Annotated in this window: 12 protein-coding genes and 1 pseudogene; 10 read left to right on the forward strand and 3 right to left on the reverse strand. The window is 59.3% G+C overall.

Going from position 1 to position 11,570, the window contains the following annotated elements; all coding sequences use genetic code 11:
* The 3 genes and pseudogenes from IQK56_RS28510 to IQK56_RS28520 form a co-directional block, all read left to right on the forward strand.
* A pseudogene (locus IQK56_RS28510) lies at positions 1–243 on the forward strand (succinate--CoA ligase subunit alpha); the annotation flags it as partial.
* A 417-nt stretch (positions 244–660) separates the two neighbouring features.
* The gene (gene brnQ / locus IQK56_RS28515; RefSeq protein WP_122306435.1) at positions 661–1,974 is read left to right on the forward strand and encodes a branched-chain amino acid transport system II carrier protein; all 1,314 of its coding nucleotides are present in this window, start codon (positions 661–663) and stop codon (positions 1,972–1,974) included.
* Between the two features lie 170 nt (positions 1,975–2,144).
* Complete coding sequence (locus tag IQK56_RS28520) at positions 2,145–2,882, forward strand: DUF599 domain-containing protein (RefSeq protein ID WP_099586739.1); 738 nt, start codon at positions 2,145–2,147, stop codon at positions 2,880–2,882.
* A gap of 103 nt (positions 2,883–2,985) precedes the next feature.
* Here the strand turns inward: IQK56_RS28520 and IQK56_RS28525 are convergent, their stop codons facing one another.
* On the reverse strand, positions 2,986–3,237 hold the full coding sequence (locus IQK56_RS28525) for a hypothetical protein (protein ID WP_122306436.1): 252 nt from the start codon (positions 3,235–3,237) through the stop codon (positions 2,986–2,988).
* Positions 3,238–3,395: 158 nt separating this feature from the next.
* Here IQK56_RS28525 and IQK56_RS28530 point away from each other — a divergent pair, with 158 nt between their 5' ends.
* From IQK56_RS28530 to IQK56_RS28545, 4 genes are all read left to right on the forward strand, one after another.
* A complete protein-coding gene (locus tag IQK56_RS28530) occupies positions 3,396–3,872 on the forward strand; it encodes a PaaI family thioesterase (RefSeq protein ID WP_193862727.1) in 477 nt (158 codons plus the stop codon).
* On the forward strand, positions 3,869–4,321 hold the full coding sequence (locus IQK56_RS28535; protein ID WP_193862729.1) for a PaaI family thioesterase: 453 nt from the start codon (positions 3,869–3,871) through the stop codon (positions 4,319–4,321). Before IQK56_RS28530 ends, IQK56_RS28535 begins: the two co-directional genes overlap by 4 nt.
* 89 nt (positions 4,322–4,410) lie before the next feature.
* On the forward strand, positions 4,411–6,318 hold the full coding sequence (gene htpG / locus IQK56_RS28540) for a molecular chaperone HtpG (RefSeq protein ID WP_150675813.1): 1,908 nt from the start codon (positions 4,411–4,413) through the stop codon (positions 6,316–6,318).
* 66 nt (positions 6,319–6,384) lie between these two features.
* Positions 6,385–7,113, forward strand: coding sequence for a dienelactone hydrolase family protein (locus IQK56_RS28545; protein WP_193862731.1), 729 nt, complete (start codon positions 6,385–6,387; stop codon positions 7,111–7,113).
* Between the two features lie 98 nt (positions 7,114–7,211).
* Here the strand turns inward: IQK56_RS28545 and IQK56_RS28550 are convergent, their stop codons facing one another.
* Positions 7,212–8,078: a pirin family protein gene (locus IQK56_RS28550; RefSeq protein ID WP_150675811.1), complete on the reverse strand. Its 867-nt coding sequence runs from the start codon at positions 8,076–8,078 to the stop codon at positions 7,212–7,214.
* Between the two features lie 64 nt (positions 8,079–8,142).
* Positions 8,143–8,559, reverse strand: coding sequence for an OsmC family protein (locus IQK56_RS28555; RefSeq protein WP_099586734.1), 417 nt, complete (start codon positions 8,557–8,559; stop codon positions 8,143–8,145).
* A 139-nt stretch (positions 8,560–8,698) separates the two neighbouring features.
* On the opposite strand from IQK56_RS28555, the gene IQK56_RS28560 reads away from it, so the two are divergent.
* The 3 genes from IQK56_RS28560 (at position 8,699) to IQK56_RS31855 (ending at position 11,443) form a co-directional block, all read left to right on the forward strand.
* Positions 8,699–9,721: an amidohydrolase family protein gene (locus IQK56_RS28560; RefSeq protein WP_150675810.1), complete on the forward strand. Its 1,023-nt coding sequence runs from the start codon at positions 8,699–8,701 to the stop codon at positions 9,719–9,721.
* Positions 9,722–9,818: 97 nt separating this feature from the next.
* Positions 9,819–10,517 (forward strand): MCP four helix bundle domain-containing protein, encoded by a 699-nt coding sequence (locus tag IQK56_RS31850; protein WP_425274654.1) that lies wholly within the window; start codon positions 9,819–9,821, stop codon positions 10,515–10,517.
* Between the two features lie 221 nt (positions 10,518–10,738).
* Complete coding sequence (locus IQK56_RS31855) at positions 10,739–11,443, forward strand: methyl-accepting chemotaxis protein (RefSeq protein WP_425274655.1); 705 nt, start codon at positions 10,739–10,741, stop codon at positions 11,441–11,443.
* The last annotated feature ends 127 nt before the right edge of the window (positions 11,444–11,570 follow it).

Raw genomic sequence — 11,570 nt, forward strand, 5'->3', positions numbered from 1 at the left:
GCTGAAGAAGAAGCGGCTGCCTACATCAAGGCACACGTGACCAAGCCGGTTGTTTCCTACATCGCTGGTGTGACTGCCCCTGCGGGCAAGCGCATGGGCCATGCTGGCGCAATCATCTCTGGCGGCAAGGGTACTGCAGACGAGAAGTTTGCTGCCCTGGAAGACGCAGGCGTTAAAACCGTGCGTTCGCTGGCAGACATCGGCAAGGCTTTGTCCGAGCTGACCGGTTGGGCTGTCAAATAAGCCTCGCGCTTAACTGACGCTTCACCAGGCAAAGGCCACCTTCGGGTGGCCTTTGTGCATTCTTGGGCATGGTGAAGATCAAAATGTGGGAGGGGGCTTGCCCCCGATAGCGATATGACAGTCACCTGATGTATTGACTGAACCACTGCCATCGGGGGCAAGCCCCCTCCCACATTGGATTAGATTTCCAAATTAAGTATGAAAACGCGACATCAAGATGTCGCTTATCGGACAGTCCGCCCCGCAACAGTGCGTTCTTCAAGCTAATTCTGTACCCTAACCGCCTCTTTATGCGTGCGCCTCCCAAAAGGAAGCCCCGCGCTAGACCGGTCGGCCCCCATCAGGGCTGGCAGTATTTCCCTCATCCACAGGGAATCCCTCTCTAAATTCCGATTCAGTAGTGTGGTATTTCCCGAAATGAAAGTGTTGAAAAGCCAGGACATCCTGGCGTTGGGCTTCATGACCTTTGCCCTGTTCGTGGGCGCCGGTAACATCATCTTCCCGCCTATCGTTGGTTTGCAGTCCGGGCCTCATGTCTGGATGGCAGCGCTGGGCTTCCTGATCACCGCAGTGGGTTTGCCGGTGGTCACCGTGATCGCCCTGGCCAAGGTCGGCGGCGGTATGGACGCGTTGAGCAGCCCGATCGGCAAGATCGCCGGTGGCCTGCTCGCGGCGGCGGCGTATCTGGCGGTAGGACCGCTGTTCGCTACCCCGCGTACCGCGACCGTGTCCTTCGAAGTAGGCCTGGCGCCGCTGACCGGCGAGAGCCCGCTGGCGCTGTTCCTCTATAGCTCGGTGTATTTCCTGGTGGTGTTCTTCGTGTCCCTGTACCCAGGGCGCCTGCTGGACACCGTGGGTCGCTTCCTCGCACCGCTGAAGATCATCGCGCTGGCCATCCTCGGCATTGCCGCGTTTGCCCTGCCGGCCGGTGAAGTGGGCGTTGCTACCCCCGAATACGTCGCCGCACCGTTTTCCCAAGGCTTTATCAATGGTTACCTGACCATGGACACCCTGGGCGCGTTGGTATTCGGCATCGTGATCGTCAACGCTATCCGCTCCCGTGGTGTGGAGTCGCCAAAGCTGATCACCCGCTACGCAATCATCGCGGGCCTGATTGCCGGTGTGGGCCTGGCACTGGTGTACGTCAGCCTGTTCCGCCTGGGTGCGGGCAGTCACGAAGTGGCCGCTGGTGCGGCAAATGGCGCTGCCGTACTGCACGCCTACGTGCAACACACCTTCGGCTCCCTGGGCAGTGGTTTCCTGGCGGTGTTGATCTCCCTGGCATGCCTGGTGACCGCTGTTGGCCTGACCTGCGCGTGCGCAGAGTACTTCAGCAAAATCCTGCCGTTGTCCTACAAGACACTGGTAGTGATCCTGGCGCTGTTCTCGCTGTTCGTGTCCAACCTGGGCCTTACCAAGCTGATTGCCTTCTCGATCCCGGTGCTCACCGCGATCTACCCGCCGTGCATCGTGCTGGTGGCGTTGAGCTTCTGCAAAGACTTCTGGCAGGAGCAGGGCCGCATCGTTGGCCCGGTGATGCTGGTTTCGTTTATCTTTGGCTGCATTGACGCCCTCAAGGGCGCTGGCCTGGCTGGCTGGATGCCTTCGTCGTTGGCCAACCTGCCATTGAGCGAACAAGGCCTGGCCTGGCTGGTGCCGTCGGTGATGGTGCTGGTGGTAGCGGTGGTCATTGACCGTATGCTCGGCAAGCGTAGCGAAGCGATCGCGTAACACATTTTCAAGGCTGCGCAGAAATGCCCCGTATCAATCGATATGGGGCATTTTTTATGCTTAGTAGGCGACAAGATTCTAAAGTTGAAACACGGTAGGTGTGGGAGCGAGCAAGCCCGCTCCCACATGTTGACCGCGTTCGTCACACCACCTCGTGTAATAGGGCCCGCATGTCGTTCGTCGAAACCAATCAAGTCCACCTGCTTGCCGCCCTCTGGTTCATCCTGTGTTGGGGCGGCTATACCCGTTATGCGACCTGGAAGGCCCGGGACACAGCGTGCCTGGCCAGTGTGCTGCACCTGTATCGCGAAGACTGGATGCGCCGCATGCTGCTGCGCGACAACCGTATCGCCGACGCCAGCGTGATCGGCAACCTGGAGCGCAATGCCTCGTTCTTCGCCTCCAGCACGCTGATTATCCTTGCCGGTATCCTCACCGTGCTCGGCGCGTCCGAACGGGCTGTTTCGTTGCTCGCAGACATTCCCATGGTGCAGCAGGCCTCCCAGGGGATGTCGGAGATCAAGCTGTTGTGCCTGGCGCTGGTGTTCGTCTACGCCTTCTTCACATTCAGTTGGTGCATGCGCCAGTACAACTTTGCGGCAGTGCTGGTGGGGTCGGCGCCGATGATCGGTGAGCGGCAGGTGTCCGAGCAGGAGCGCAAAGCGTTTGCTTCGAGGGCGGCGCGGGTGATTTCCATGGCCGCCAACCAGTTCAACTTTGGCCTGCGTGCTTACTACTTCGGCATGACCATGCTGGCGTGGTTTGTCAGCCCATGGTTATTCATGTTGATGAGTGCTGGGGTAGTGGTCGTGCTGTACCGTCGGGAGTTTCATTCCGACGTGCTGCAAGTGATGGTGTATACGCAGACTGATACGCCAGTCCCAGAGGCGGTCAAAGAGCAGGCTTAGTCAACTTCAGCGTATTAACGCTGCGAATAAAAACAGCAGGCAAAGAAAAGCCCGCTATTTAAGCGGGCTTCTTTTTACAGCGAAGCTATTTCAAACCGCGGTCTTAAGAACCGGTGGTTGGAGTAGCAGGTGCTGCTTCTTTTGCGGCGGCTTCGTTCGATTCAGCCTGAGCTTTGGCAGCATCGGCGTTTTCTTTCGCAGCGTCGTTCACTTTATCCTGAGCCTTCGCCATGTCTTTCTGAGCCTGCTCAGAATGTGCAGCGGCGTCTTGGGCTTTGTCTTCGGATTTTTTGTCGCAGGCAGCGAGACCGAGGGCAGCGGCGAGCATCATGGAAATAGCTAAAGTCTTGCGCATGGGGTGTTTCTCCTTATTGAAGATATCTACTGGCCTTTCGAGCCTGAGGGTTCAGCATTAGTTCCTTTAATTGCGCAGATATATAAACAGCGCTGCCCAAGGAACTTTCACCTGCGCTGCCTACTCCGCGGATCAACGCTAATAAGAGTCTCGACCGAATGACCGAAAACCCATTGTTAGAGCGTGCGACGCGTTTTGTCTCGGCCCTGCGCCATTGTCAGGTGCTGGGGATCACTGTGCACGCGGCCAACCCGGAGGGCATGACATTGCTCTTGCCCTATGGCCCCTCCATCGTCGGCGACCCGCGTACCGGCGTGATCCATGGCGGTGCGCTGACGTCGCTGATGGATACCGCCTGCGGCATGGCAACCTTGTGTGTATTGCCTGAGTTTGAGGTATGCCCGACCCTCGACCTGCGCATCGATTACATGCACACCGCCGAGCCTCACAAATCGGTCTATGGCTTCGCCCAATGCTACCGGGTGACCACCGATGTGATTTTCACCCGTGGCGTCGCCTACCAGGATGACCCGCAGCAGCCCATCGCCCATGTGGTAGGTACCTTCATGCGCATGGGCAAGCGCCTCAAGGGAGCCCAAGGCCTGAGCAGTACAATCAAGGGAGAGCAGGCATGACGCATCGATTCAAGACGCGCCTGGAACAGGCCCATGAGCCTGGCAATTATGAAGCGCTGCTGGAGCTGATTCCCTATGCCAGGCTGATCGGCATTGAATGCACGCGCCTGGGCGATGAGTTGTTGTTTCGCCTGCCCGCCAACAAGGACAACATTGGTAACCCCATATTGCCGGCGCTGCACGGCGGGGTGATTGCAGGCTTTATGGAGCTGGCGGCGGCGTTGCACTTGCTGGTGTCCACCGGTGCGCCGGGCTTGCCGAAAATCATCGATTTTTCCCTGGATTACCTGCGGGCCGGCCAGTTCCGCGACACTTACGCCACATGCCAGGTCTGGCGCCAGGGTCGACGGGTGGCGAATGTGGCAATCACCGCCTGGCAGAGCACCCCGGCAGAACCCATCGCCACCGCCCGCGCGCATTTCAAAATTGAGGAAACCGGTCGCCCTTGAAATCCTGGCCTTAGCCCCCAACTTTGATGACAACCCGCCGCCAACCCTCAAGGGCGCGGCCACTGCCATCCAATTGGAGTTTGATGACCATGAGTGTGGAAACTCAAAAGGAAACCCTGGGCTTCCAGACCGAGGTGAAGCAACTGCTGCACCTCATGATCCATTCGCTGTATTCCAACAAGGAAATTTTCCTTCGCGAATTGATCTCGAACGCCTCTGACGCTGTCGACAAATTACGTTTCGAAGCCCTGTCCAAGCCTGAGTTGCTGGAAGGTGGCGCCGAACTGAAAATCCGTGTGAGTTTCGACAAAGACGCCAAGACCGTCACCCTCGAAGACAACGGTATCGGCATGAGCCGTGACGATGCGATCACCCACCTGGGGACCATCGCCAAATCCGGCACCGCTGATTTCATGAAGAATCTGTCGGGCGACCAGAAGAAAGATTCGCACCTGATCGGCCAGTTCGGCGTGGGCTTCTACTCGGCCTTCATCGTCGCCGACAAGGTTGAAGTGTTCAGCCGCCGTGCCGGCCTCGACGCCAGCCAAGGCGTGCACTGGGCCTCCAAGGGTGAGGGCGAATTCGAAATCGCCACCATCGATAAGGCTGATCGTGGCACCCGTATCGTGCTGCACCTCAAATCCGCTGAAGATGAGTTTGCAGACGGCTACCGCCTGCGCAACATCATCAAGAAGTACTCCGACCACATCGCTTTGCCGATCGAGTTGCCGAAAGAGCAGGCCGCCGCCGCCGAAGGCGAAGAGGCGCCTGCCCAGGAATGGGAAGTGGTCAACCGTGCCAGCGCCCTGTGGACCCGTCCTCGCACTGAAGTGAAGGACGAGGAATACCAGGAGTTCTACAAGCACATCGCCCACGACTACGAAAACCCGCTGAGCTGGAGCCACAACAAGGTCGAAGGCAAGCTGGAATACAGCTCGCTGCTCTACGTGCCGGCCCGTGCTCCGTTCGACCTGTACCAGCGTGAAGCGCCGAAAGGCCTGAAACTCTACGTGCAGCGCGTTTTCGTGATGGATCAGGCGGAATCGTTCCTGCCGCTGTACCTGCGCTTCATCAAGGGCGTGGTCGACTCCAATGACCTGTCGCTGAACGTGTCGCGGGAAATCCTGCAGAAAGACCCGATCATCGATTCGATGAAGTCGGCATTGACCAAGCGCGTCCTCGACATGCTGGAAAAGCTGGCGAAGAACGAGCCTGAGCAATACAAAGGCTTCTGGAAAAACTTCGGCCAGGTCATGAAAGAAGGCCCGGCGGAAGATTTTGCCAACAAGGAAAAAATCGCCGGCCTGCTGCGTTTTGCCTCGACTCAGGGCGACGACGGCGAGCAGGTCGTGTCCCTGGCTGAATACCTGGCACGCGCCAAGGAAGGTCAGGACAAGATCTACTACCTGACCGGCGAAACCTACGCCCAGGTCAAGAACAGCCCGCACCTGGAAGTCTTCCGCAAGAAAGGCATCGAAGTGCTGCTGCTGACCGACCGTATCGATGAGTGGCTGATGAGCTACCTCAACGAATTCGACGGCAAGACCTTCGTCGACGTGGCCCGTGGTGACCTGGACCTGGGTAACCTGGACTCCGAAGAAGAGAAGAAGGAAGCCGAAGAAGTCGCCAAGGCCAAAGAAGGCCTGGTTGAGCGGATCAAGACGGCCCTGGGCGATGCGGTCAGCGAAGTGCGGGTTTCCCACCGCCTGACCGACTCCCCGGCGATTTTGGCCATCGGCGAGCAGGACCTGGGCATGCAGATGCGCCAGATTCTTGAAGCCAGCGGCCAGAAGGTTCCGGATTCCAAGCCGATCTTCGAATTCAACCCGGCTCACCCGCTGATCGAGAAACTCGACGGCGAGCAGAGCGAAGAGCGGTTTGGCGACCTGTCGCACATCCTCTTCGACCAGGCGGCCCTGGCCGCTGGCGACAGCCTCAAGGATCCGGCCGCGTATGTGCGCCGCCTGAACAAGCTGTTGGTTGAACTGTCGGTTTGACCCCGATGTAGAAAAACCCGCTTCGGCGGGTTTTTTCGTTCTACTGCACCTCAACTGGAGTAAATGATGAGCCAAGTCACTGTGCGTTCCGTGGTCTATCAGATTGATGGCCAGTCTTATGAGAGCCGCCTGGCATTCGATGCCAGCCATAAGGGCCCGTTGCCGGGCTTGTTGATGGCGCCGAACTGGATGGGAGTGAGTGCGGGCGCCGAAGAGATCGCCAAGGCCGTTGCCGGTAAAGGCTACGTGGTGCTGATCGCTGACCTGTACGGGCAAAGTGTGCGCCCGTCGAATGGTGACGAAGCCGGCGCTGCGATGATGCCGTTGAAGAATGATCGTGCGTTGCTGAACAAGCGCATGCAGGCGGCCTTTGAGCAATTGCAAGGTCAGGCGGAAGCGGCGGTGGATACCTCGAAGCTGGCGACCTTTGGTTTCTGCTTCGGCGGGTGCTGCTCCCTGGAGCTGGCCCGTACCGGCGCGCCGTTGAAGGCTGCCGTATCGTTCCACGGCACCCTCGACACGCCAAACCCTGCGGATGCGAAGAACATCAAGGGCTCGGTGCTGGTGCTGCACGGCGCATCCGACCCGTTGGTGCCGAAAGAGCAGTTGCCAGCGTTTGAAGATGAAATGAATGCGGCTGGCGTGGATTGGCAATTGCTGAGCTATGGCGGCGCGGTGCATTCCTTCACCGACCCGCACGCCAACGTGCCGGGCAAGATGATGTACGACGCGACGACCGCCAAGCGGGCGTTCCAGTCGATGCATAACTTGCTGGATGAAGTGTTCAAGGCCTAAGGCTGCAGGGCCTGTTCCGGCCTCATCGGGGGTAAGCCCCCTCCCACATTTTGAACTGTGAACACATTCAAGGTGGGAGGGGGGCTTGCCCCCGATAGCTATCTCACTGGCAACTCAATTCTTTCAGACTCTCCCGGTACCGTCGGCCAATCCCCAGCCGCCCAACGCCGCCGCGCCTGTTCAATCCTCAAAGGATCACTCGCCACAAAATTCCAATTGATCCGCCGTGGCCCATCCAAAGGTGCACCGCCGAAAACCATCAGATGGCAATCGGACTCGGCAAACAGCGTCATCTCCTGCCCGCTCGGCAGCACCACCAAGCTATGTATCTCCAGCGCCTCACCGTCCAATTGCGCCTCGCCGTCCAGCACATACACCGCCCGTTCCTCATGCTCATCGGGGATCAGCAGGGTAGTGGCCGTCTGCATCTGCACCTCGGCATACAACGTCGGCGACAGCACCGGCACCGGTGATTTCAGGCAAAACCCATTGCCGGCGATCAGGCGGATCTGCACGCCCAGATTGTCACTCACCGGCAGGCTCGCCGCCGGGTGGTGGCTGTAATGGCCGGGTCCGGTCTCATGATCCTTGGGCGACGCCAGCCACACTTGCAGTCCATGCAGGCTGAAACCACTGGCCTTGAGTGCCTGGGGTGTGCGCTCCACGTGGGCAATCGCGCTACCGGCGGTCATCCAACTGACATCGCCGGCCTCTACCACCTGATCGGAACCCAGGCTGTCTTTATGCTGCAGCGCGCCCTCGAACAGATAGGTAAGCGTGGACAGGCCGATATGCGGATGTTGGCGGATATTCATGCCGCTGCCTGGTGCGTAGCGCGTGTGCAACATATGGTCGAAGAATACAAACGGCCCGACGCTGCGACATTCTCGCGAAGGCAGCGGACGCAGGATTGGCTGGCCTTCGACATCCTCGGGGCGAGGGCGGATCACGGTGAGGGTGGTCATGGTGCGTCCCAGTCTGAGCGGGTTAGATGCTGCTGAGCATAACCCGCTCGACGCGAGGTTGCCGCTATTGGCTGAAGGCGCCTTCGGACAACTGGGTCTCGATGCTGATTTCAGCAGTGGTCATCAGCTTGTGCACCGGGCATTTGTCTGCCACGCGATGCAGCTCATCGCGCTGAGCGTCGGTGAGTACGCCTTTGAGGGTCAACTTGACGTTGAGTTTGTATTTACCCTTTTGTTCTTCGGCAGCGTCGTGGGTGACTTCCACGGTCACGCCGGTCAGCGGGATGTCTTTTTTCTGGGCGTAAAGCCTGACGGTCAGGGCTTTGCACGACGCCAGCGCCGCATCGAAGTAGTCGTGGGGGGAGGGCGCCGAGTCGTCGCCACCCAGGCTCTTGGGCAGGTCGGTAAACAGCTCGTGGTTGTTGATGTTGACGCTGTGGCGGAAGTTTTCAGCGTTCAGTGTGTTCACGGTAACAGGCATGGCAAACCTCACGGGGTGGCAGGATGAAGGTCATGCAGTTATAGAGCATGCTGGCACTTCAGTGTTCCGCGTTTTTGCGCGATGAACCCCGGCACATGGCACACGGTCTACCCGTATTGGCCCCTATCGAGGTTTTATCGTGCCCTGGAACCGCCTGAGTCTCGCCCTGTTGCTCGCCGCCACTAGCCTTGCCGTGCAGGCGCGCGACTATGCCTACAGCGATGCACACCTGCATTACGTGGATTTTTTCCAGGAAACGGCGGGCATGGATAAATTGCTCAAGACGATGGCCGAGAATCGCATCGAACATGTGATGATTTCCGGCATTCCCGTGGCGAAGAAATGGCACGAAGACGAGCCCAAACGTCCGCGCTACTACGCCGGTGACGACGCCGATGCCTATTGGTACAGCGCCACTGACGTGATCGTCGCTGCGGCTGTAAACAAGCTTGCCCCTGAACAGCGCCCGCATTTTCATCCGTTTCTGAGCGGTTTCAACCCCAACGACAAGAACTCGGCTGCCCATATCCAACGCATGCTCGACCTCAATCCAGGGCTGTGGCAGGGCATTGGTGAGGTGTTCACCCGTCACGATGACCTCACCGCGCTGACCTCGGGCGACACTCCGCGTGCGAATAACGAAGCGATGACGCGCATCTACCATCTGGCCGCTGAAAATGACCTGCCGGTGATGCTGCACTCGAACATCACCTCCAAGCGCGAGCGCAACCCGTTGTACCTGGCCGAGGTTGAAGAGCCGCTGCGCAATCATCCGCACACCCGCTTTATCTGGGCCCATGCCGGCACCAGCAAGGAGATTCACCGCCATCAGGTCCAGATGGACTTCTTGCTGCCAACGTTGAACCGCATGCTGGAGGCCTACCCCAATCTCTACATCGACCTGTCGTGGAGCATGCTGACGCCGTACTTGCTGGACGATGCGGGCAAGCCCAGGCCCGAGTGGGTAAAGCTGGTGGAGCGCTTCCCTGAGCGCTTCATGCTGGGCTCGGACGTGGTAGGGCGTTTCAACAAGTTGGGTAAGGAAATGCGCCGCTTTGATCCCTTCCTCGACGCGCTTCCTGAGGACGTGGCCCACAAGGTGGCGAAGGATAATTTCCTGGCGATCCTGCCCAAAACCACTCGCGATGGCGCTGCCCGTTGATATCGCGTTTTGATCTTACGCAAACGCCTTGAGGCGCCGATACCTTTCAAAGCAGCCAGCTGCAAATGGATGCAGCGCGTTTGGAAGGAACCAAGGCATGAGTATCAGAAGTTTGAATATCGCCCCCCGCGCCGGTTTGGGGTTTGGCGTGCTGGCATTGATGGTGTTTGCGCTGGGCGGCTTTGCGCTGCTGCAGATGGGCAATATGCGCCAGCAGTCGGACCAGGTGGAGAACAACTGGTTACCGAGCGTGATGGCGGTGGGGGAGATAAGCCAGGACGTGCTGCGCATTCGTGCGCTGACCTTACGCTTGCTGGTCAATCGCGATCCTCAGGCCGTGGCACAGAACGAGCAGAAAATCACCGAGACCAAAGCCGGCCTGAATAGCGCCGAACAGCTGTACGAAGCGTTGATCGTGTTGCCTGAGGAGCGTGTGTTGTTTGACCGCTTCAAGGGCGAGCAACAGCGTTACCTACAGCGCCAGGAACAGGTCGTGGTGCTGTCCAAGGCCAATCGGCTGGAGGACGCGATTCAGGTGGTCAACGGCGAGATGAACCAGTTTGCCGATCAAATGGCGCTGACCCTGCGTGCCCTGGTCAATCTGAACAAGCTCAGTGCCAACGAGGCGGCCAAGCAGGCGCAGAACGTGTTCAGCGAGTCGCGAACCTGGGTCATCGCCATGGTTGCCCTGGCCACGCTGGTCACTATTGGCCTGGCGGTCTGGCTGACCCGCAGTATCGTGCTGCCCCTGGCGCAGTCGCTCCAGGTTGCCCAGAACGTCGCCAGTGGCGACTGACGGGGGAGATTACTGTCACCGGCAAGGACGAGCCCGCACGCTTGCAGCGGGCGCTCAAGGGCATGCAGGACACCTTGCGTGACACCCTTCGGCGTATATCCGAGTCATCGAACCAGCTTGCGTCGGCTTCCGAGGAGCTCAGTTGCGTCACCGAGGACGCTACCCGTGGTTTGCACCAGCAAAGCCAGGAAATCGAACAGGCCGCCACGGCGGTCAACCAGATGACGGCGGCGGTGGAGGAGGTGGCGAGCAATGCGGTGGCTACGTCCCAGGCGTCCCGCGAGTCGGACCGTATCGCCCAGCAAGGGCGTGAGCAGGTGCAGCAAACCGTCGTGTCAATCGAGGCGCTGGCTATCGATGTGACCGACAACGTGACCCAGGTCGAAGACTTGGCGCAGAAGGTCTATGGCATCAGCAAGGTGCTGGACGTGATTCGCTCGATTGCCGAGCAGACCAACCTACTGGCGCTGAATGCCGCTATTGAGGCCGCGCGGGCAGGTGATGCGGGGCGCGGTTTTGCGGTGGTCGCCGATGAAGTGCGGGCCCTGGCTCATCGTACTCAGCAGTCGACCCAGGAAATCGAGCAGATGATCAGTGGGATTCAGCAAGGCACGGAGCAGGCCGTCAGTTCAATGCAGCAGAGCAACACCCGGGCGCGTTCCACCCTGGACATCGCCAAGTCGGCGGGGACAGCGCTGGAGGCGATTGCCTCGGCGTTCACCCTGATCAATGAGCGCAACCTGGTGATCGCCAGTGCGTCGGAACAGCAGGCGGCGGTGGCGCGTGAAGTGGATCGTAACTTGATGAATATCCGCGACCTGGCGCATCAGACGTCTGCCGGGGCTAACCAGACCAGTGCGGCGAGCCAGGAGTTGTCGCGGTTGGCGGTGGATTTGAATTCGATGGTGGCGCGGTTTTCGGTGTAGGGCTGGGAGCCGAGGTGGCCCTATCGCGGGCAGCCCCCTCCCATATTGCCCAAAGAATGCGCTCGAGTGTGGGAGGGGGCTTGCCCCCGATGCAGGCGACTCGGTCTCATTCAGTTACCCATAAAAA

The sequence above is a fragment of the Pseudomonas cyclaminis genome (assembly GCF_015163715.1).
GTDB lineage: Bacteria > Pseudomonadota > Gammaproteobacteria > Pseudomonadales > Pseudomonadaceae > Aquipseudomonas > Aquipseudomonas cyclaminis.

Bases quoted from the DNA above. Each gene is read 5' to 3' on its own strand.
- brnQ (WP_122306435.1), top strand. From the start codon at position 661: ATGAAAGTGTTGAAAAGCCAGGACATCCTGGCGTTGGGCTTCATGACC.
- IQK56_RS28520 (WP_099586739.1), top strand. From the start codon at position 2,145: ATGTCGTTCGTCGAAACCAATCAAGTCCACCTGCTTGCCGCCCTCTGG.
- IQK56_RS28525 (WP_122306436.1), bottom strand. From the start codon at position 3,237: ATGCGCAAGACTTTAGCTATTTCCATGATGCTCGCCGCTGCCCTCGGT.
- IQK56_RS28530 (WP_193862727.1), top strand. From the start codon at position 3,396: ATGACCGAAAACCCATTGTTAGAGCGTGCGACGCGTTTTGTCTCGGCC.
- IQK56_RS28535 (WP_193862729.1), top strand. From the start codon at position 3,869: ATGACGCATCGATTCAAGACGCGCCTGGAACAGGCCCATGAGCCTGGC.
- htpG (WP_150675813.1), top strand. From the start codon at position 4,411: ATGAGTGTGGAAACTCAAAAGGAAACCCTGGGCTTCCAGACCGAGGTG.
- IQK56_RS28545 (WP_193862731.1), top strand. From the start codon at position 6,385: ATGAGCCAAGTCACTGTGCGTTCCGTGGTCTATCAGATTGATGGCCAG.
- IQK56_RS28550 (WP_150675811.1), bottom strand. From the start codon at position 8,078: ATGACCACCCTCACCGTGATCCGCCCTCGCCCCGAGGATGTCGAAGGC.
- IQK56_RS28555 (WP_099586734.1), bottom strand. From the start codon at position 8,559: ATGCCTGTTACCGTGAACACACTGAACGCTGAAAACTTCCGCCACAGC.
- IQK56_RS31850 (WP_425274654.1), top strand. From the start codon at position 9,819: ATGAGTATCAGAAGTTTGAATATCGCCCCCCGCGCCGGTTTGGGGTTT.
- IQK56_RS31855 (WP_425274655.1), top strand. From the start codon at position 10,739: ATGACGGCGGCGGTGGAGGAGGTGGCGAGCAATGCGGTGGCTACGTCC.